This window comes from Pseudomonas cannabina, assembly GCF_900100365.1.
GTDB classification, from domain to species: domain Bacteria; phylum Pseudomonadota; class Gammaproteobacteria; order Pseudomonadales; family Pseudomonadaceae; genus Aquipseudomonas; species Aquipseudomonas cannabina.
On record NZ_FNKU01000001.1, the window covers coordinates 2780448 to 2800943 of the forward strand.

Annotated in this window: 22 protein-coding genes; 6 read left to right on the plus strand and 16 right to left on the minus strand. The window is 58.1% G+C overall.

Annotated elements, in window-relative coordinates:
- Positions 1-21: 21 nt before the first annotated feature.
- The 7 genes from BLT55_RS12985 to BLT55_RS13015 all read right to left on the minus strand — a co-directional run bounded on the left by BLT55_RS12985 (position 22) and on the right by BLT55_RS13015 (position 8451).
- The gene (locus tag BLT55_RS12985) at positions 22-1614 is read right to left on the minus strand and encodes a flagellar hook-associated protein 3 (RefSeq protein WP_055001206.1); all 1593 of its coding nucleotides are present in this window, start codon (positions 1612-1614) and stop codon (positions 22-24) included.
- Positions 1615-1627: 13 nt separating this feature from the next.
- Complete coding sequence (gene flgK / locus BLT55_RS12990) at positions 1628-3688, minus strand: flagellar hook-associated protein FlgK (RefSeq protein ID WP_055001207.1); 2061 nt, start codon at positions 3686-3688, stop codon at positions 1628-1630.
- A 10-nt stretch (positions 3689-3698) separates the two neighbouring features.
- The gene (gene flgJ / locus BLT55_RS12995; RefSeq protein ID WP_055001208.1) at positions 3699-4949 is read right to left on the minus strand and encodes a flagellar assembly peptidoglycan hydrolase FlgJ; all 1251 of its coding nucleotides are present in this window, start codon (positions 4947-4949) and stop codon (positions 3699-3701) included.
- Positions 4950-4959: 10 nt separating this feature from the next.
- Complete coding sequence (locus BLT55_RS13000) at positions 4960-6069, minus strand: flagellar basal body P-ring protein FlgI (protein ID WP_007252072.1); 1110 nt, start codon at positions 6067-6069, stop codon at positions 4960-4962.
- Positions 6070-6082: 13 nt separating this feature from the next.
- Complete coding sequence (gene flgH / locus BLT55_RS13005; protein ID WP_042914008.1) at positions 6083-6796, minus strand: flagellar basal body L-ring protein FlgH; 714 nt, start codon at positions 6794-6796, stop codon at positions 6083-6085.
- Positions 6797-6875: 79 nt separating this feature from the next.
- Entirely contained in the window at positions 6876-7664 is a 789-nt protein-coding gene (gene flgG, locus BLT55_RS13010) for a flagellar basal-body rod protein FlgG (protein WP_005890056.1), read from the minus strand.
- Between the two features lie 46 nt (positions 7665-7710).
- Positions 7711-8451 carry a flagellar basal body rod protein FlgF gene (locus BLT55_RS13015; RefSeq protein WP_007252070.1) on the minus strand — a complete coding sequence of 247 codons (741 nt, stop codon included), beginning with the start codon at positions 8449-8451 and terminating at the stop codon, positions 7711-7713.
- A 284-nt stretch (positions 8452-8735) separates the two neighbouring features.
- Here BLT55_RS13015 and BLT55_RS13020 point away from each other — a divergent pair, with 284 nt between their 5' ends.
- The gene (locus BLT55_RS13020; protein WP_007252068.1) at positions 8736-8927 is read left to right on the plus strand and encodes a hypothetical protein; all 192 of its coding nucleotides are present in this window, start codon (positions 8736-8738) and stop codon (positions 8925-8927) included.
- Here the strand turns inward: BLT55_RS13020 and BLT55_RS13025 are convergent, their stop codons facing one another.
- The 5 genes from BLT55_RS13025 to flgB all read right to left on the minus strand — a co-directional run bounded on the left by BLT55_RS13025 (position 8928) and on the right by flgB (position 13782).
- Complete coding sequence (locus BLT55_RS13025) at positions 8928-10676, minus strand: flagellar hook protein FlgE (protein WP_055001209.1); 1749 nt, start codon at positions 10674-10676, stop codon at positions 8928-8930.
- Between the two features lie 195 nt (positions 10677-10871).
- A complete protein-coding gene (gene flgE, locus BLT55_RS13030) occupies positions 10872-12200 on the minus strand; it encodes a flagellar hook protein FlgE (protein WP_055001210.1) in 1329 nt (442 codons plus the stop codon).
- A 25-nt stretch (positions 12201-12225) separates the two neighbouring features.
- The gene (gene flgD, locus BLT55_RS13035; protein WP_055001211.1) at positions 12226-12915 is read right to left on the minus strand and encodes a flagellar hook assembly protein FlgD; all 690 of its coding nucleotides are present in this window, start codon (positions 12913-12915) and stop codon (positions 12226-12228) included.
- Positions 12916-12930: 15 nt separating this feature from the next.
- The gene (flgC, locus tag BLT55_RS13040) at positions 12931-13371 is read right to left on the minus strand and encodes a flagellar basal body rod protein FlgC (protein WP_002554316.1); all 441 of its coding nucleotides are present in this window, start codon (positions 13369-13371) and stop codon (positions 12931-12933) included.
- A gap of 3 nt (positions 13372-13374) precedes the next feature.
- Positions 13375-13782 carry a flagellar basal body rod protein FlgB gene (gene flgB, locus BLT55_RS13045; RefSeq protein WP_007252064.1) on the minus strand — a complete coding sequence of 136 codons (408 nt, stop codon included), beginning with the start codon at positions 13780-13782 and terminating at the stop codon, positions 13375-13377.
- Between the two features lie 292 nt (positions 13783-14074).
- Here flgB and BLT55_RS13050 point away from each other — a divergent pair, with 292 nt between their 5' ends.
- On the plus strand, positions 14075-14845 hold the full coding sequence (locus tag BLT55_RS13050; RefSeq protein WP_082438185.1) for a hypothetical protein: 771 nt from the start codon (positions 14075-14077) through the stop codon (positions 14843-14845).
- A gap of 82 nt (positions 14846-14927) precedes the next feature.
- On the opposite strand, the gene BLT55_RS13055 is transcribed toward BLT55_RS13050, so the two are convergent.
- The 4 genes from BLT55_RS13055 to BLT55_RS13070 form a co-directional block, all read right to left on the minus strand.
- On the minus strand, positions 14928-15401 hold the full coding sequence (locus tag BLT55_RS13055; RefSeq protein WP_055001212.1) for a nuclear transport factor 2 family protein: 474 nt from the start codon (positions 15399-15401) through the stop codon (positions 14928-14930).
- 10 nt (positions 15402-15411) lie between these two features.
- Positions 15412-15879, minus strand: coding sequence for a cyanase (cynS, locus tag BLT55_RS13060; RefSeq protein WP_055001213.1), 468 nt, complete (start codon positions 15877-15879; stop codon positions 15412-15414).
- A 111-nt stretch (positions 15880-15990) separates the two neighbouring features.
- Positions 15991-16818 (minus strand): protein-glutamate O-methyltransferase CheR, encoded by an 828-nt coding sequence (gene cheR / locus BLT55_RS13065; RefSeq protein WP_007252060.1) that lies wholly within the window; start codon positions 16816-16818, stop codon positions 15991-15993.
- A gap of 52 nt (positions 16819-16870) precedes the next feature.
- Positions 16871-17797: a chemotaxis protein CheV gene (locus tag BLT55_RS13070; RefSeq protein ID WP_007252059.1), complete on the minus strand. Its 927-nt coding sequence runs from the start codon at positions 17795-17797 to the stop codon at positions 16871-16873.
- Between the two features lie 78 nt (positions 17798-17875).
- Here BLT55_RS13070 and flgA point away from each other — a divergent pair, with 78 nt between their 5' ends.
- The 4 genes from flgA (at position 17876) to BLT55_RS13090 (ending at position 20455) form a co-directional block, all read left to right on the plus strand.
- Positions 17876-18634, plus strand: coding sequence for a flagellar basal body P-ring formation chaperone FlgA (flgA, locus tag BLT55_RS13075; RefSeq protein WP_055001214.1), 759 nt, complete (start codon positions 17876-17878; stop codon positions 18632-18634).
- Between the two features lie 160 nt (positions 18635-18794).
- Positions 18795-19109 carry a flagellar biosynthesis anti-sigma factor FlgM gene (gene flgM / locus BLT55_RS13080; RefSeq protein WP_007252057.1) on the plus strand — a complete coding sequence of 105 codons (315 nt, stop codon included), beginning with the start codon at positions 18795-18797 and terminating at the stop codon, positions 19107-19109.
- A gap of 49 nt (positions 19110-19158) precedes the next feature.
- Positions 19159-19626, plus strand: coding sequence for a flagella synthesis protein FlgN (locus BLT55_RS13085; protein WP_007252056.1), 468 nt, complete (start codon positions 19159-19161; stop codon positions 19624-19626).
- 82 nt (positions 19627-19708) lie between these two features.
- Positions 19709-20455 (plus strand): flagellar brake protein, encoded by a 747-nt coding sequence (locus BLT55_RS13090; RefSeq protein WP_055001215.1) that lies wholly within the window; start codon positions 19709-19711, stop codon positions 20453-20455.
- Positions 20456-20496: the final 41 nt, after the last annotated feature.

Here is a 20496-nt window from a genome sequence, read left to right on the forward strand (position 1 = left end):
GCGCATGCTCAACGTCAGAACTCAAAGCTGACTGAACAGGTTCAACTTGGACAGCAGGGTAAACACCTGCTGAGACGCATCGAGCATGGTCTTCTGCAGCGTCAGCCGGGTGGTCGCCTCGACGATGTCTGCGTTCACGTAAGTGCCCTGCTCGATCGTGTTGTTGGCTTTGAGCAGCTCGTTGGTGGTCCCCTGGGCACTCGCGGCAAGCTGGCGCGCGCCGCCATTGGCACGCGCGGTGGAAGCTTGCGCGATGCCACTGGTGATGTTGCCCAGCGCCGAGTCCAGTGACGCCTTCATCTTTTGTGTCGCCACCAGATCTCCGTCAACTGGCGTCGACAAGGCTTTGATCGCCGCCGTCAGTGTATTGAGGATGTTTTCGTTCTGGTGAGTACCAGACTCCACAATGAACTGATCACCGGCGGCAGGTGTACCGCTGAGGTTGAAATTGACCCCGGAGGCGTTGGCCGTAGAGCCGCTCATCGTGCCACTCGATACCGGTTTACTGCTGCTGGTCAACGGTGATGCAAACAGATCGTAATCGGTGGCGCTGGTGAACTTGAGAATTGCGCCGCCGGTAGGGAAAGTATTGTTGAAGGCCGTCCGGTCAGCTGCCGTGTTGCCCACGGTCGAACTGCTGACGTTAGCGGTAGAGGTATTACCGGCACTTCGCGACGTCGAAACGCTGTCTGGCGTCGAAGACAGTTGATAGCTGCGATTGGTCAGTGCAGCATCAGCCGTGGCTTCCGACACTCTGTCAGCCGCTGGCAGGTTGACGTTGAGGGTCATTTCGACACCGCGAAAGGTAAACGTCTGCGCCTCGAACGTGCTGTTGCCAAACTTGCCGGCAGACGACGCGTCGGAGCTCACATCAGTGCCGGTGGAATCGGTGATCTTGAATTGCGTACCACTGAGGAAAGTCAGTGTGTAGGGTTCGCCAGCCTGATAACTCGAGTTATAGGTCGGGGTCGACGTCACCTGGCCAGCACTCAGGCCGATCTTGCCGTCATCGGTCGCCGGGGAAATCAGTGTCGCAGACGTGCGCGTGCTGTTAACCGACTGCTCGAATGCTTCGTAGCCCGTGGTGTTACTGGCCATTACCAGACCATCGCCGACCGCCAGGTTGACGCTGGTCTGATCGCCTTTGTAACTGTAAAAGCCATCGGCGTTCAACGAGTAAGGCGGCGTCGAGGACTTGGAACCGGCCAATATATATTGACCATTGGCGTCCTTGCTGTTCATGAGCGCCAGAAGCTGACCCTGATACTGTTTGAGCGACTCAGCCTTGGTGAGACGTTCAGAGTCGGTATTGACGCCGTTGGACGCCGATATGATCTCTTCACGAGCAGACTGCATCGTATCGATGATACTGGTCAACGCCGTCTCGGTGCTGACCACATTGGTGTTGATCGTGCCTATGTTGGCCGCGTACTGGGTCAGCATGGAGTTCTGCTGAGCCAGTTGCAAAACCCGGGAGGCACCCACCGGGTCGTCGCTCGCCGTATTGAGCTTGATACCGCTGGAAACCTCTTCGCTGGTCTTGTTGAGGTTTGCGTAGTTACGCTGATAATTGGTGTTCGTGGCTTCGTAGAACTGGGTAGTCGAGATACGCATGGCTCACAATTCCTTAAAGGCTGTTGATCAGCGTGCTGAAGATGGTTTGTGCCGCCTTGATGATCTGCGAAGAGGCGGTGTAATACTGCTGATACTTGATCAGGTTGGACGCTTCTTCATCGAGCGACACGCCCGACACCGAATCGCGTGACGCCTTGGCCTGACCGACAACGGCAGCCGTGGCCGTGACGTCGTTCTTGCCCTGACTCGCCAGCGTGCCGACCACAGAAACCAGGTCAGCGTAGGAGCCGGACAGGCTGGTACCCGCGCCGCCATTGGCGACGCCGACGGTCTTGGCGGTCTGCAAGCCGACCACTGCCAGCGCATTACGGTTGTCGGACGAGCCCGAACCGGTGATGCCGACGCTGAACGTATCGTTGACGACCGGCGAGCCGGAAATGGTCATTTCCAGTTGAAACGCAGTCTTGCTGCCGGGCGTTGTCGTGGTATCGGTGTAGCCGACGTTCAGTTTGAGCGTGTTGGTCTGCCCCTGAATGATCGAACCGCCCACAGCGTTACCGTTCTGATCGAGCACTGCGCCGCCACTCGCATTGATCAGGCTGTAGCTCTGCACGCCAGTGCTGCTGACCGCGCCCATCACCAGCTTCATGGGGGTGGAATCTTTGAGCGCGTTGCGCAGATCGGCGGTTCGGGTGCTGCTGTAAATATCTGACTTGGTGTTCAGTACCGGCTGGGTAAAACTGCCGGTGCCGGCGTTGCTGGCACCCGCTGTCGCCGTCAAAGGCGCGGCGGCCGCAATATCCTTGGCGTCGGTCATGACCACCGAGATCCCCGACGCGCCAGTGCGTGTCGGTATGACCTTGAAGCTGTCGCCGGCCGCCAGGGTATTTCCGTTGAGGCTCACACTGAAACCGTCGAACTGCTTGGGCGGATTGTCACTCAACGCACCGGCACCGACGCTCTCGCCATTAGGCAGGCGACGCACCGTAAAATTGGAGGTGTCGCTGAAGGTGACTTCGTAATCGTCGGCCGTCAGCTTGCTGGTATCGCCAATCGTCACATTCAGATTGCCGGAGCCAAGACTGTTGGCGGTCTTGCCGATGCTGCGCTGAGTGATCGCATCCGCACTGTTGATGCTCGAATACAGGTTCGAACCAAAATTGCCCTTGCTGTCGATACCCTGGTTCAACTGGCTGTTGACCTGGTCCGAGAGCACCATCGCTGTACGGCCGAGCTCGTTGGTCGCCGGCACCAGCACTTCGCTGCGATAACGCAGCAGACCGCCAATCGAGCCGCCAGTGATGACCGAGGTCACGTCTGTCTGGGTCTGGCCGTAGGCAACTTGCACATTGAACTGCAACGGGTCGGAAGGGCTGGGCGAGGCCGACATCTTGTAAGACGTCCCGCCACTCACCAGTGATTGCCCGGTGCCCGTGTAGAGATCGTAATTGCCGTTGTTCTCGACAACCTTGACGCCCACCAGCTCATTGAGCTGACGCACCGCTTCGCTGCGTGAATCCAGCAGCGTATTGGGTGTGGAATTGCCCACGGACGCCTGAGTGATCTGTTTGTTAAGGCCCGCCACCGTGTTGGTCAGCTCATTGACCTGCTTGGTGAAGGTGGTGAGCTGAGCGTTGACGTTGTCGTTCTGCGAGGACAACTGCGATGCGACCGAGTTGAAACGCGCACTCAATGCGCCCGCCTGGGTCAGGAACGACGAGCGATCCGAAGCCTGGGTGGCGTTGGTAGCGATGCCCTGCATTTTGGAGAAGAAGTCTCCCAACTGCACGGCGACGCCCGACGCATTGTCGGACAGCAAGGTATCCGTCTTGCCGGCCTGACCGGAGTAAGCGACAGCGTCCGCGCTGAGGGCGGTGCTCGATTGCAATTGGGTGTCCAGATAGCTGTTGTAGATGCGACGTACGTCAGACAGCGTGGTGCCGGTGCCGAGGTAGCCGACACCCTGCCCCAGAGCGATCTGCGCCGACGCTGTGGTCAGTACCTGCTGACGCGAGTAACCCGCGGTATCCACGTTGGCCGTGTTGTTACCGATGGTGTTGATCGCAGCGCTACTGGCATTGATACCTGAGAGCCCAATTGAAATCAGCGACATGATTAAAACCTTATAAAGTCGTGGAAGAGCCCGTTGCAGCGGCGTACGTCTGGTAACTCTTCATCTGCTTCGCAATCTGCGAAATCTTGCTGGCATAGTCCGGGTCGGTGGCGTAACCAGCCTTCTGCAATTCTTTTACAAACTGTTCCGGTTTATCGGCCGAGTTGACCACTTCTTTATAACGATTGTTGTTCTGCAGCAGACTGACCAGGTCGTGGAAGCTGTCGGCATAGGAGCCGTAGGAACGGAAGTCCGCCGTTTCCTTGACCATCTTGCCATCACGGAACTCACTGGTGATGGCGCGTGCTTCTGCACCTTTCCAGCTGCCTGCGGCCTTGATGCCGAACAGGTTATGACTGCTGCTGCCATCCTGTTGACGCATGATCGATTTGCCCCAGCCGGTTTCCAGCGCAGCCTGCGCCACCAGCATGACCGGGTCGACGCCGATCCGCGCTGCGGCTTCCTTGGCCAGCGGCAGCATGGTCTCGACGAACTGATCGGCGTTGCTGAACGCACGCTTGGCCGGCGCCAGCGGTGGCTGGGCCATCGAGCGCACGTATTGCGGCGCAGGCGCCAGGTTGGGGTCGAGCGTCCAGTCGCCATTGTTGCCTGTGATGCCGGACGCCGCGCGAGCCGGTGCAGGGCTGTTGCTCACAGCGGTGGCCGCCGTAGGTACGATGCCGGCCAACAGCCGATCGGTCAGCTTGCTCGGCAAGGACAGACGACGCGAATTGAGCGCCGCCATGTCGTTGCGGCCTTCGCCGGTAGCCGACGCAGCGGTAGCCACCTGATCCGCCGCCGCCGAGCGCGTCGCCCAAAGCGGACGCTGGTAAATACTGGTCGCCAGACCGGTCTTGGCAGGTGCCGCGTCTGTCGCCGTTGCAGCCTTGGCGGCGTCGGCCGGATCGGTCGGGGCGGCGTGGTGGATACCCTTGTCTTTCGACAACTGACGCATCAGCACGTCCTGCAGACCAATGCCGTTGCCACGGGTGGACAGCGTGACCGCCAGTTGCTGGTCATACATGTCCTGATACTGCCGCGTCGCCGCGGTGTTCATCGGGTTGTCCTTGGCCAGCACTTCGTTGGCCGAGCGCATGGCCTTGAGCATCTGACTGACGAACAGCGATTCGAACTCGCGGGCCACCTTCTTCTGGTTTTCCACACTGTCCTTGTCGCCATGCTTCAGCGCCGCCAGACGGTTGACGTCGGTGTAGGCACCGGAGTCGACCGCTGAAGAAATTCCGCCCTTTGGCATGTCCATGCGCGAGTCCTCAGATGACGATCAGGTCGGCTTGCAACGCGCCGGCCTGTTTCAGGGCTTCGAGGATGGCCATCAGGTCGCCGGGCGCAGCGCCCACCTGATTGACCGCACGAACGATCTCATCCAGCGTGGTGCCTGGACCAAACTTGAACATCGGGTGCAGCTCTTGCTGGGCGTTGACCCGCGAGCGCGGCACGACCGCAGTCTGACCACCGGACAAGGCGCCCGGCTGGCTGACAATCGGGTCTTCGGTGATGGTCACGGTCAGGCTGCCGTGTGTCACAGCAGCCGGCGAAACCTTGACGTTCTGGCCGATAACGATCGTGCCGGTCCGCGAATTGATAATGACCTTGGCAGCGGTCTGACCCGGATCGACTTCCAGATTCTCCAGGATCGACAGGTAGTCGACACGCTGGCCCGGATCGAGCGGCGCAGTCACACGCACCGAACCGCCGTCCAGCGCCTGAGCAACGCCCGGGCCGAGCAAATCGTTGATCTTGTCCACGACGCGCTTGGCAGTGGTGAAGTCGGAACGGTTCAGGTTCAGGGTCAGGGTGTTGCCCTGATTGAAGCCGCTCGGTACCGAGCGCTCGACCGAAGCACCACCAGGAATACGCCCGGACGACGGCACGTTGACGGTGATTTTCGAACCGTCACGACCTTCCGCATCGAAACCGCCAACCACCAGGTTGCCCTGAGCGATGGCGTAGACGTTACCGTCGACACCTTTCATCGGCGTCATAAGCAGCGCACCGCCGCGCAGGCTCTTGGAGTTACCGATCGAGGAGACGGTGATGTCGACCGTCTGACCCGGTTTGGCGAACGCAGGCAGGTCCGCGTACACCGCAACCGCCGCGACGTTTTTCAGCTGTACAGTGCCGGAACCGGCGGGCACCTTGATACCGAACTGCGACAGCATGTTGTTGAAGGTCTGCAGCGTGAACGGCGTCTGGGTGGTCTGGTCACCCGTACCGTTGAGCCCCACCACCAGACCGTAGCCGATCAATTGGTTGGCCCGCACGCCGGAGATGCTTGCGATGTCTTTCAGGCGTTCGGCGTGGACGCCGAACGCTGTGGACAACAACAAGGTCGCCGCTATCAGTTGCTTGAGCTTGATCATGTTTATCCCGCTATCAGAAAGGGAACAACGGGCTGAGGAAGAACCGGTCGAACCAGCCTGGCTGGCTGGTATCGGCGAAGGCTCCGGTCCCCGAATAGGTAATACGTGCATCGGCAATACGTGTGGACGACACGGTGTTGTCAGTCGCAATGTCATCGGCGCGAACCAGCCCGGCGATCCGTACCAGTTCATCGCCGGTATTGAGCGTCATCCACTTTTCGCCGCGTACCGACAGAATGCCGTTGGGCAGCACATCCGCAACCGTCACGGTGACCGAACCGGTCAGGCTGTTGCTCTGTGCGGCCTTGCCATCGCCATTGGTGGTGCGAGCACCGTTGTAGCCAGCGTTCAGGCTCAGGTCGTTACCGCCAATCGGGTTGTTGGTGGTCAGCCCCGAACCGAACAGCGAGGTCAGGCCGATACTGTTGGTGCTGTTCTTGGACATTGCAGACGTCGCCGCCTTGCTCGCCGCCATACGCTCGGAAAGCGTGATGGTGATGATGTCGCCGACCCGGAACGCTTTGCGGTCGCCGTAGAGATTCTGCTCGAAGCCGGCCTGATAGATCGCGCCATTGTTCGAAGCCGCCGACATGGGCGTGCGTGGTAACACCGGAGCGTAATAAGGGTCATTGGGCTTGGCCGTCGGCGCAACGCAGCCAGACAGCAGGGTGATCCCGCACAATGAAGCGATCAACACTGAAAAACGCGGAACACTAAGGCGCTTCATGACACTTGAAACCTCGCGGTGTAACAGGCGCTTATCAAGGCGCCCCTTCGGATTGAGCGGTTTTGCCGGCATCAGCGCCTTACAGGTTCTGAGTCAGGTTTTGCAGCATCTGGTCAGCGGTAGAGATCACTTTGGAGTTCATCTCGTAAGCGCGCTGAGTGGTGATCATGTTGACCAGTTCTTCGACGGTGCTCACGTTGGAGTTTTCCAGGGTGTTCTGCAGGGTCGGACCCAGGCCGTTGAGGCCCGGCGTGCCGATCTGCGGCGCGCCGCTCGAACCGGTTTCCAGGTACAGGTTGCCGCCGATGGCCTGCAGGCCAGCCGGGTTGATGAAGTCGGCGGTCTGAATGTTGCCGATGATCTGCGGCGTGGCCGTTGCGCCCGCCAGGGTGACCGACACCGTACCGTCCTGGCCGACCGTAAAGGTCTGCGCAGCCTGCGGCACGACAATCGCAGGCTCGAGCGCGTAACCATTGGCGGTCACGATCTGGCCATTGGCGTCGAGGTGGAATGTACCGTCGCGGCTATAGGCCACGGTGCCGTCCGGCTGAGTCACCTGAAAGAAACCGCGACCGTTGACCGCCAGGTCCAGCGGGTTGTTGGTGGTCTGCAGGCTGCCGGCGGTGAAGTTCTTCTGGGTACCGACGATACGCACACCGGTACCCAGTTGCAGGCCGGACGGCAGCTCGCTGTCCTGAGTGGACTGAGCACCTGGCTGACGCTTGATCTGATACAGCAAGTCCTGAAACTCGGCCCGATCACTCTTGAAACCTGTGGTCGAAACGTTCGCCAGGTTGTTGGAGATGGTGGTCAGGTTGGTGTCCTGAGCGGCGAGGCCGGTTTTGGCGACGTATAGTGCAGGAAGCATGTGTGTTCTCCTCAAGCGCCGGTTTGTCGGCGCAAGCTGTCATTGATTAGCCAAGTTGCAAGACGCGAGCCATCGACTGATCGTCTTCTTCGGCGGTCTTCATCATCTTGACGTGCAATTCGAATTGACGGGACAAGGCCAGCACTGAGGTCATTTCCTCGACTGCGTTGACGTTGCTCGCCTGCAAAAAGCCGGATTCGACCTGAACGGTGGCGTCTACATCGGCAGGCCGACCGGTCTTGGTGTGGATCAGGCCGTCAGGGCCCTTCTCCATGGTCTTGAGGTCCGGTTTGACCAGCTTGATGCGGTCGACCTGGGCCATCACCTGCGGGCTCTCGCCCAGCGAGCGAATGCTGATCGTGCCGTCAGCGCCGATCTCGATCTGCTGTTGTGGCGGCACGGCAATCGGACCGCCGTTGCCCATTACCGGCAACCCGCTGCCGTCGCGCAACACGCCCAGGGCGTCGATGTTCATGCCGGAACTGCGGGTGTAGGCTTCGCCACCATCGGGCGTCTGCACCGCGATCCAGCCATCACCCTTGACGGCGATGTCCAGCTCGCGGCCGGTCTGAACCATGGCACCGCCGGAAAAGTCAGTCCCCGGACGTTCGCTCATGGCATAGGCACGCGACGGCATAACCTCGCCAAACACCGGCATCGAGCGAGCCTGTTCAAGGTCACGCATGAAACCGTTGGTCGAGACGTTTGCCAGGTTGTTGGCGTGAGCCTTCTGCGCAATCGCGTTTTCGGATGCACCGCTCATGGCGACGTAAAGCAACTTGTCCACAGTCTTCCTCCTCCGACAGACGCTTGCCGCCTGTAGCTGTTCTGAAAGGGTTAAAGCAATTTTTGAACCAACTTGTCAGGCTCGATACAAATGCTTGATTTACCAGCAAAAACAGGCACTAAGCGTTTACCTCTCGGCAAAGTGCCACCCAATAGCGGCGGCGGACTGCCGCCCACCTCACGCCAACCCCGACGCAACGCCAAAAAAACTTCGCAGATGCACGCAGACAACCTGAGTGACAGTGATAGTCTGCCTGTCATCACTGACCTCAGCGGGTAATCGCCATGTCTTTTCGCGGCTGCATTGTCGGCCTCGTGGCAGCCAGCCTGACCACCCTCGCCCTGCTCGCCCAGGCTGCGCCTGCGCATTACTACAAATGGCAGGGCGACAGCCGGATCGTCTGTGCCCAGACCAGTCCGGGTCCGGGCTGGAAACAATTGAAAGGTCACTTCATCAAGGCCGACTGCTCGATCTGATCAAGTGGACTGAATCAGCGTCTGCATCAGCGTGACTTCGGTGGAAATCGCCTTGGAGTTGGCCTGATACGCCGTCTGCGCCTGAATCAAGGCAATCAGCTCATCCGCCAGCACGACATTTGAACCTTCCAGCCCGCCACTGACGATGCTGCCCAGCGTACCGACGCCCGGCCTATCGTATTCAGCTACCCCGGAATCAGCGGTCGCTGTCCAGCGGGTATCGCTGCGCGGTTGCAGACCGTGGGGATTGGCAAAACTGGCGAGCACGACCTGCCCGATGTCCTTGGTCATGCCGTTGGTGAAACCGGCCCGCAAAATGCCGTCGCGCCCGACGTCCAGACTTTTCAGCTCCCCCGCCGAGTTACCGTCCACGTACGCTGAAGAACGTGAACTGGCGGCGTTGTGCTGAAGCAGATGGGTAAAGTCGATGGTAATGCCGTCGGCACTGCCCGCCGCCCCATTGGCGATCCAGCGTTCGCGACTTGTGCCTGGATCGACCACCATCGTCGGCGACCAGCCCGTGAGCTGCAGAAGACTGCCATTGCTGCTGCTCAGGCCGGGGCTGCCGGTCAGCGACGCCACCGAGCCATGGGCATCGAACACGATATTGGCGGTCAGCGGCGTTGTGGATTCAGGCAGTTGCGGGTTTCGGTCGTCAATCAGCACGTGCATGCGCCAGCTGTTAGTGCCGTCTTTCACGAAATACTGTTTCAGCTCATGCGCATTGCCCTGGCTGTCATAGATCTGATTGCCGAACATTCTGCTGTAGGTGTTCAGGTCTGCGGGGTTGAAGTCCGGAACCGGACGGTGCATGACCGCATCGGCTGGATCAAGCAAACTCACCCCGGCATCGTCCAGCGGCAACGAAACCACCCCGCCGTTGGCAGAACCGTTTGCCATCCACGCGCCATTGACCTCCTTGGCCGGCACCCAGCCCTGCAAGGCAAATTCGTTGTCCGAGACTTTGCGCAGGTGCTGGCTGTTGCCGCTGTACGACAGCGAGCCGTCCGGCTTGAGTTCGAGGCTGACCTGCAGCGGCGCCACGCTGTCGGGATCTACCGGGTTGCGCCCATCCACCAGCACATGCATGGACCACCGGTTATCTTCGGTCTTGACGAAGTACTGCTTGAGTTCATGATCGGCGGCGGGCACCGGACTGGCCCCCGCATCCTGAATGGTACGCGTGGTGACCCGCGTGTAGCTCGCCGGGTCGGCCGGGTCGAACGTCGGCAAACGGGCGAGCGAAGGCAGCGAGGCATCCAGATTGATGTTTTCAGCCACGCGGGTCGTGGCCCGGGCGGCGACGTTAGACGTGTCGATCTGCAAGTCCGTGCGGATCCCGCGGATAATCTCGCCCCTGTCACTCGCGGCATAACCCTGCAAGCGCCCGCCGTCGCTGTCGACCACGAAATTCTCGGCATCTTTCAGAAAGGCGCCGGCCCGCGTATATGCCAGCGCGCCCTGATCACTGACCACGAAAAAACCGTTGCCCTGAATACGCATGTCCAGCGGATTACCGGAGCTGATAACGGTTTCACCCTGATTGAAATTCTGCTGCACCGAGGCAAGCCGCACGCCATCCCCGACAGCATTAGTCCCAGCCCCCAGTTGCGCAGATGCATACAACGCCGAAAACTGCGCACGCGACGACTTGAAGCCCAGTGTGCCGACGTTGGCAATGTTGTTACCCGCTACTTCCAGCCTTTTGTTTGCCGCATGAATACCGCTGATCGCTGTATTGAATGACATGAGTACTCCCTTGCCTTGACGGCAATTCATAGAGGAGATTTATTCTCACATCATCGTGCGTAGGACGTTTCCAAGTAGGTTGAGGGAGCAATCTGTAACTTTGAGTTCTGCTCAAATAACAAACTACCTTTATCCATCGCCCATAAAAAAGCCCCTTTTTACAGAGGCTCTTTTACCAGTGGCAAACGACGCTTGTTACGTCATCTGAATAGTGGTCTGCATAATAGTGCTTTGTGTCGAGATGGTTTTCGCATTTGCCTGATAGTTGCTCTGCGCCTTGATCAGGTTGACCAGTTCCATGGTCAGGTCGACGTTGGACTCTTCCAGCGCCTGGCCGGTGATGTAACCCAGCGTGCCCGACTGAGGAGCGCCGCTGACCGGAACACCCGAGGCGAACGTTTCACGCCAGTTGGTGCCACCGGCCTGTGCCAGGCCTTGTACGTTAGCAAAGCTGGTCAGTGAAGTTTGGCCGATCACCTGAGACTTGCCGTTAGTGTAAGTGGCGAACAGATTGCCGGTCGCGTCGACGTTCATCGCGCTGAGCTGGCCGGTGGCATAACCATCCTGATCCTGCTTGAGCAAGCCCGACACCGAAGCGGTCTGGGTGATGTCGGACATGTCCAGCTTGATGGACGCTGCGCCAGTCGCGCCATTCGCTGCCCAAGTGGCTGTCGTGCCCGTACCCACCTGTACGCCCGGCACCCAGTCACTGACCGAGAACGTACCGTCGGCGTTGAACTTGACGTTGGCGCTGTCGGTTGGAACGGCACCTCCGGCGGTGGTGACCAGGTTGCCCGACGAATCGAACGTCAGGTCATTCTTGTCCGGCGTGGTGGTCGTCGGGTCGGAGATGCTGCGCCCGTCCATCAACGAATACATCGACCAGGTGTTGGTGCCGGTCTTGACGAAATACTGATCCAGGGTATGAGCATTGCCCTGAGTGTCGTAGGTCGGGGTGCTGTATTTGGTGTTGTAGCTCTTGGTGTCGGTCGCGTCAAAGGTCGCAACGGACGGCAAGGCAGTCGTCGAATTCAGGTTGGCCGAGTTGGTGATCGTGGTCGTCGCCTTGGGCTCCAGGTTGGAGGAATCCACACGCAGATTGCTGAGCGCGCCGGTCACGACATCGCCGTCGGCGTCAACGTTGTAACCTTGCAACTTCATACCGCTGCTGTTGACGACAAAGCCTTCCTTGTCGGTGTGGAATGCACCGGCACGAGTGTAAAGCTTCTCGCCGTTGTTGCTGAGCATGAAGAAGCCGTCGCCATTAATCGCCAGGTCCAGGCTGTTGGCCGTTCCGGTGGTCAGGCTGCCCTGCGAGAACTGCTGGGAAACGGCGGCAGTCATGACGCCGCTGCCGACGCTGCTCTTGCCCGATGTACCACGGATCGACTGAGCGTATTGATCAGCGAATTCAGTCCGCGACGATTTGAAACCGGTGGTCGCCACGTTGGCAATGTTGTTGCCGGTAACGTCGAGACTCTTGTTTGCAGCATAGAGCCCACTAAGGCCGATATTGAAAGACATGTTTCACTCCTGCGCCGTAGCGGCTCTACAATCCGATGGTTTGAACTTTGGACAAGGCAACACTGCCACTGGCCAAATTAAGCGTTGTTTCTGCACCATTGACACCCAGCGTGACACTGTTGACCGTGGCGGGCAGGTAAGTTGAAAGTTGTGTGTTCTTGCCGTCGATCGCGCCTTCAGCCTTGAAGGTGTAAGTACCCGATGGCATCGCTGTACCGCTTGAGTCCGTACCGTCCCAGGCGAAGCTGGTGGTGCCGGCTTTCTGCGCACCCAGATCGACACTGTCGACCAGATTGGATTGCGCGTCGTATATTTTGACCGTCGTCAGCGAACTCGCACCCGGCACCACGATCGAGCCGGTCAGGCCCTTGGCGGTGTCGACGGCAGTGCTACTCGAGTCGATGATTACCGAACGCCCCACCAGTGACGAGGCCTGCAAGGCCTGAGACGACTTGTAGCTGCTGGCAATCGTGTCAACCGTCGTCGTCAGGTTCTGCATGCTTTCGAGGCTGCTGAACTGCGCCAGCTGTGCCACGAACTGCGTGTTGTCCTGCGGGTCCAGAGGGTTCTGGTTCTTCATCTGTGTAACCAGCAGTTGCAGGAACGAATCCTTGCCCAGCGTGCCGGTAGAGTCTGTCTTGGTCGGTGTCGGGTTTTGCAGCGTATTCAAAAATGTCGATAAAACGCTGTTTGATGTAGTGCTATCAACGGCCATAACGTTCGCCTTCTATCACTGACCGAGGGTCAGAACCTTCTGCATCATGGATTTAGCGGTGTTCATGATTTCAGCGTTAGTCTGGAACGAACGACTGGCGGAAATCATGTCGGCCATTTCTTCCACGACATTGACGTTGGGGTAATAGACATACCCGTCCTTGTCGGCAGAAGGATGATTAGGCTCGTAGCGCGCTTCGAGGTTGGAACTGTCTTCGATGATGCCATTGACCTGAACACCCTGCCCGGCTTCACCCTGATCCTGGAACAGCGAACCACCTGTCGATTGCTGCCCCTGCATCACGGTGGCGAACACCGGGTGACGGGCGCGGTAAGTCTGGTCCATGCTCGAGGACACGGTCTCGGCGTTGGCGATGTTACTGGCCGTGGTGTTTAGACGCGTGGTCTGGGCACTCATGGCGCTACCGGCAATGTTGAACACATTGGCTAGTGACATGGATTATTCTCCGCGAAGGGCTGCAACCAGCCCTTTGAACTTGCTGTTGAGCAAGGTGAAGCTGGCCTGAAAGCCCATGGCGTTCTCGGTATAACTGGCCGTCTCGACCTGCGAGTCAACGGTGTTCTGGTCCAGCGAAGGCTGCGACGGCGTGCGATACATCAGCGTGCCATCGTTATTCCCCATGCCCTCGGCTTCGATATGACGGCTGTTGGTCTTGTTCAGCGCGAAATGACCGTTCTGGGTCTTGTCGGTTTCGGCAGCCAGCACCGAAGAAAACTCCAGATCGCGAGCCTTGAAGTTCGGGGTGTCGGCATTGGAAATGTTGTTGGCCAACACCTCTGCCCGCTGCGCCCGGAAGTTGAGGGCCTTTTCATGTATGCCTAGCGCTTTATCGAAGCTGATGCTCATTTCGGGAAACCTTTGCCGGTTGACCTGATTCTGTTGTTACTGACAAAGCAATCGGCGTGCCATGTTGCAAAACCCAATGTTTGCAAGGGTTGCAGGCAGTACAGAAGTAGCCATGCCAGAAAAGCGGCAAGGCATTTCCGCTGTGGAGAGGCAAAGCGGCAAGGGCGGTGCCGTTTTTTTGCCAGTATCGGGCAGGACTGAAGATGGATCGTTCTGCCATTGCGCTAGGGAGGTGTGACAATGACCGATATACTCGGGCGCTCAGGGAACAGGTATTAAAGGGAGCTTTATCTTGATCGACTCGATTGGCATGAACAACAAACCGGGCGTCGATATTTCAAAAACCGCTACGTCGCCCTCTTCTATCGGCCCGAATACTGCTCGCGCATCCGCCGCCGTTTCAGGCGAAACGCTAGCGTCAGGCAAGTTGTCTTCCCTGTCCGTGCAACTCAGCGAAAGCGCAACGCGTGCGGCGTCCAGAGATGCGAGCCTGAGTCATAAAGAGTTGAGTGAGAAAGCCAGCCAGCTGACCGAACAACTGGTCGGAAGCAGCTACGACATCAATAAAGCCAGACATGATGCAGAAGTTCCGCAGAGCAACGACCCTGACCGCCTAGAGCGCGCCAGGAACGCTACCGGGTTCATCCACGGCAGTGAAAAAAATCCGTTTTCAGGCATGCCCCGAGACCAGCTTTCACTGATCGCCTATGACGAAAGTGACCATTTTACCGTCAACGAGAAAAAATCGGCCTGGCTGGAGTCATACCGTCAGCAACGCGTCTGGCGCCAGCAAGTTGTGGCTCAAGGAAGCGCGGAATACAGCGCGACCGGCAAACTGACTGATTTTTACACCTCGGTGCTCGACCACTATAAAGGGCTTTCAACCATCGAGCAGTCGCAATACCCCTCCAGCTATGCAACAAAGCTTCAGGACTGGATTGATCTGGACTACAACTACAAAACGAGCACGGCTGAAGGTAATACTGATGCCACAAGCCTTCTGGACAAGGTCCTGAATCCTGAAAGTGAACTGTTTAAAAGCCAGGGCGATGGCGGCCTGTAACGGCATAGCCAGACTGAACCACGCGCTCTTCGAATGAAGTCCGGGCGCACCTGTTCAACCGCTTGCCCGGACAACACCTCAATCAGAGCCCCAACTCACTCAAGCCCGGATGTTCATCCGGCCGACGCCCCAACGGCCAATGGTATTTGCGCTCGGCTTCGGTGATCGGCAGATCGTTAATGCAGGCAAAGCGCCGTTGCATGAGGCCGTTCGCGGCGAACTCCCAGTTTTCGTTACCGTACGACCGGAACCAGTTGCCCGAGTCGTCGTGCCATTCATAGGCATAACGCACGGCAATGCGGTTATCGGTAAAGGCCCAGAGCTCCTTGATCAATCGGTAGTCAAGTTCCTTGCGCCACTTGCGCTCGAGAAAAGCCTGCGCCTCGGCGCGTCCGTTGACGAACTCACTGCGGTTACGCCAATAGGTGTCTTCGGTGTAAGCCAGCGCAACTTTCGCCGCATCGCGGGAATTCCAGCCATCCTCGGCGCCGCGGACTTTCTGGATAGCCGTCTCCAGGGTGAAGGGCGGCAACGGGGGTCTTCCTTTATCACTCATATCAGGGTCCTCAGAACGGTTTGTAGGGCAGGAATTTGCCGTCCAGGGTGATTACCGCACGCTCTCCCCCTTCCGGATCTTCGACTTTCCTGATGTCGAGTTTGAAGTTGATGGCGCTGATGATGCCGTCGCCGAACTGTTCGTACACCAAGGCTTTCAGCGTGGTGCCGTAGACCTGAACCATCTCGTGGAAGCGATAGACAGTCGGATCGCTGGAAACGTCTTCCACGTTGCCGCGCAAGGGGATGGTTTGCAGTTCAGCAACGGCGTCTCTGTCCAGCCCGAGACGCTCGGCGACCACTTCGGCAACCGCTTGCGGCAAAGGATGCTGGCCAAGCAACGCAGCGGTGACGTACACCACGCTCAACCCCGTATCGTCGGCGAGCGACGCCCAGGTCAGGTTCTTTGCGGTCTTGGCTCGCAGCACACGTTCGGTCAGATCCTGGCGCGGCGTTCTGGACATATTGCTGTGTGGCATGACCCTCTCCTGATAAGTTGACTCGATAACAGCATCAGCAATACCACACTAATATCCAGAACGAAAAAAGAGACCCGAAGGTCTCTTTGATGACAAACAGTCAGGCAACCGTCACTTGGCCTTATAGATAATCCCCGGGCTGCACTGGACCATCTGGTAGTGATCAGGCAAACCATTCAGCGCTTCGGAAGCACCGAGAAACAGGTAGCCACCCGGCTTGAGCGTGCCGTGGATGCGCAGCAGGATGTCTTTCTTCACTTCGGCCGAGAAGTAGATCAATACGTTACGGCAGAACACGATGTCGAACTTGCCCAGCGCTGCATAGCTGTCGAGCAGGTTGAACGAGCGGAATTCCACGCGACTCTTGATCGGCGCCTTGACCGCCCAGCGGCCCGGACTTTTCACGTCAAAGAAACGTTGCAGACGTTCAGGTGACAGACCGCGGCCAATCGCCAGGCTGTCGTACTCCCCCGTCTTGCAGTTATTGAGCATCAAACCCGAAAGATCGGTGGCGACGATCTGCGCGCCTGATTTCAGTTGGCCGGGGTTGGCGCGCTCGAATTCGTCGATGGACATCGACAGCGAGTACGGTTCCTGACCCGACGAGCAGGCTGCCGACCAGATGCGCAGGCGCTGGCCAGGGCTGGCCTTGATCTGCTCGGGCAGCACCTTGTTCTTCAACACCTCGAACGGGTACGTGTCGCGAAACCACAGGGTTTCGTTAGTGGTCATGGCATCGACCACCTGCTCACGCAAACCACTGCGCGGCTGGGTCTGAATACGCTGGACCAGCTCACCCAACGACTTGATGCTTTGCTGCTCCATCAATTTGTTGAGGCGGCTGGACACCAGGTACTGCTTGTTTTCCCCAAGCAAGATGCCACAGGCTTTTTCCAGAAATACCCGGAACTGATCAAAATCCAAATTACCCGTAGACAAGGTGCCGCCTCTCAAATCATGTGAATCACCGGGAACGACGCCCCCCGGATGGTTATTCTGCTGCCTTGATCCGCGCAACCACCCTGGCCGCCAGGTCATCAGGCCGGAACTTGGCAAGGAAGTCATCAGCGCCGACCTTCTTGACCATCGCCTGGTTGAACACCCCGGACAACGAGGTGTGCAAAGTGATGTGCATCTTCTGCATGCGCGGGTCATTACGGATCGCTGCTGTAAGGGTATAGCCATCCATCTCCGGCATTTCAATGTCGGAGATCATCATCAGGAATTCTTCTTCCGGTTTTTTGCCTTCTTCGACCATCTTGCGCAGGTAATCCAGCGCCTGACGACCGTCGTTCAGCGCAACCACTTCAACCCCGACGGTTTCCAGGCATCGGCTCACCTGCTTGCGGGCCACCGACGAGTCGTCGACCGTCAGAACGCGCATCGAAACAGCCTTGTGCTGAACATCGGCATCGATGACACCGACCGAGATTTCTTCGGAAACCGGCGCCACTTCGGCGAGAATTTTCTCGACGTCGATGATTTCCACCAACTGATTATCGACACGGGTCACGGCGGTCAGGTAGTGATCGCGCCCGGTGCCCTTGGGTGGCGGATGGATCTCTTCCCAGTTCATATTGACGATGCGTTCGACGGAGTGCACCAGAAAACCCTGAACCTTGGTGTTGTACTCGGTAATGATGACGAAGGAATTAACCAGCGAGATCATCCCGGTCGAGCCGGTCGCCATGGCCAGATCCATGATCGGGATGGTGCCGCCACGAATATTGGCGACGCCCCGGACGATCTTGCTCGATTTGGGCATGACGGTGAGTTTGGGGCATTGCAGTACTTCTTTTACCTTGAAGACGTTGATCCCGTAGAGCTGCTTGCCGTCGAGACGAAACAAGAGCAGCTCCAGGCGATTCTGACCCACCAGCTGAGTTCGCTGGTTTACCGAATCCATTACACCTGCCATGCCGAACCCCCTTACCAAAATGACCGCCGCCCACACACCTGATCAATAAGCGGCACGGGCTTTGCTATTTATATTCCCATGAACGCAAAGACGACAATTTCTCGACACTTCGCATTAGAAACCCGCAGGCTTCTGTGCGCAATCGCTCTGCTCTGCCTTTGCGGCGCGGGCAACTTCGCCCGTGCAGAGAATTTCACACTGCCTGAACAGCTTATCGGCGTCACCCAGGGGTTTCTTGAGTTCACAGTAGAAGACTATTTGGCAACCAACCAGATTGACGGGCGTCACGACATCCAGGTCAAGCAACTCGACCCGCGGTTACGGATGGGCGCCTGCGACAAGGATTTGACAGCCACGCTGGAGAGTCCGCGCCCGGTTGGCCGCGTGACTGTGCGGGTTCGCTGTGAAGGCTCATCGCCGTGGACCGTGTTCGTGCCGGCTCAGGTGCAGCTGTTTCGCAACGTCGTGACCGTGGTGCGGCCGCTGAAACGCGATGCCATTGTCACTGAAGAAGATGTCGCGATGAGCGAGCGGGATGTCAGCAGCCTGGGTCAGGGATTTCTGGCGTCGCTGGATCAGGCTGTCGGCCAGAAGGTTGTTCGACAGATGGTCATCGACCAGGTCATCACGCCCGTGGCGCTGGAACAGCCACAAATGATTCACAAGGGCGATCAGGTGGTGATCATTGCCCGTACCGGTACGCTGGCGGTGCGTATGCCTGGCGAAGCGATGTCCGATGGTGGTTTCAACGAGCAGATAAGGGTGAAAAACCTCAATTCCCAACGGGTGATCAAAGCCAACGTCACCGGTCCAGGACAGGTGGAAGTGGCCATGTAATGCATTGATGCTGGCGTAGCACGTGCGTTTTTTCTAGACTGCGGTGAATGTCCGACGGTGGAAAGCATCTATTGAGAAGCTTTATCACAATCAGCCTAAAGTTTGATCGGGGTTGGCCGAAAACAAGGCAAGCGTCCAAACACCCAGAGGTTTTTCAATCATGGTCATAGATTTTAGCCGCCTTAACAATTCACAGTCTGTCGCCAGTACGTCGCGTACCGGGGCCAGTAAAGACACCAGCAAAACCGATGCGCCAGCACCTGCAGCCACCGCAGGCGTGAAAAGCACCGGGGAAACGTTTTCCTTGAGCAGTGAGGCTCAACAGTTGCACAGCATCACGGACAAACTGAACGATCTGCCAACCGTCAACAGTGCACGCGTCGCCGAGCTCAAGCAGGCCATCGCCGACGGTAGCTACAAGGTCGACAGCAACCGTGTTGCCAGCAAACTGTTGAATTTCGAAACCCAACGCTAAGCCACGGCTCGCGCTGGATATTCTGGACGCTTAAAAACCAGAGCATGCGATGCAAGACACTACTTTGCTGCAGATGATTACCGACGACATGGTCGCTGCCCGTCAGCTTCTCGAGTTGTTGCAGGCCGAAGCCCTGATTCTCAACGGCCGCGACATGGGCGAGATGGAGCAGGTACTGGCGCAGAAGCAGGCGCTGGTGATTCTCCTCGATCAGCATGGGCGCAAACGCAGCCAGATCCTTGCGGGGGTCGGACTGCCTGCCAATCGTGAAGGCCTTCAGTTACTGGCCAGCCAGTCGGATATCGGCGAGCAATTGTTGACGGCCAGTGATGAACTGAGTGCATTGATCAATGAATGCCAGACGTTGAATAACCAGAATGGTAGTCTGATCCAGTTGCAACAGATCAGCACCGCTCATCAGCTTCGGATACTCAACGGCGGCGATACGCCGACGCTTTACGACAGTCGCGGCTCGACTGCTCTGAGAGCCAAGCCGCGCCCTCTGAGTCAGGCGTAACTTCCTGTATCAAGGTATTGAGCGTAGTGGCAGAATGCCTGTTGTTGCGTTGCCGTAGTATTTTGCCTGGAGATTCAAGAACGTGAATGGCTCAAGCGCGGACGATGCTCCGCAGCCCCCGAAGGTCCTTAATACACCTTTGGAAATCGCAGCGAACCTGCGGCTGCTCGTCGAGAGTCATGATCCTCTGATCATTACCTTTCACGAGCGCGCCCAGCGCTTCCAGAGCTACCTGCTCGAAGTCGACCGTGACAGCAACACCATGGCGCTCGACGAAATGATCCCCCGTGATGGCGAACGCTTCATCGGTAATGGCGAGCCCTACCGTGTGGAAGGCTTTCATGACGGCGTACGCATTGCCTGGGAAAGCTCCGCGCAGATGGACATCGTCGAGGCTGACGGCCAGCGCATGTACCGTGGGCCGATGCCCGATGAAGTGATCTATCACCAACGTCGCAACGCATTTCGCGCCGCACTCAAGCTGGCTCAGCTGGTGGACGTCGAAATCGGTGGCGAGCGCCTGAAATCGACGCTGACCGGCAAATTGCTGGATATTTCCGCGACCGGCTGCAAGTTGCGCTTTGAAGGTGATGTGTCTGACCGCATGCAGCTGGGCCAGGTCTATGATCGTTTGGTCGCCAAACTGCCGTTTGGCGCCATGACTGCGCCGGTGGAATTACGTCATCTGCACTTCGAAGAGCGCTTTCATACCACCTTTGCCGGCGTGCGCTTTCACAACATGAGCGGGCTGGTACAGCGCCAGGTCGAACGTTTTGTCTACCAGTTGCAGCGTGAAGCGCGTCGCTTCGATAAAGACGACGACTTCTGACAGCCCGGAACCTGTGCGGGTGATTGCGGCAGCTGTGCCGC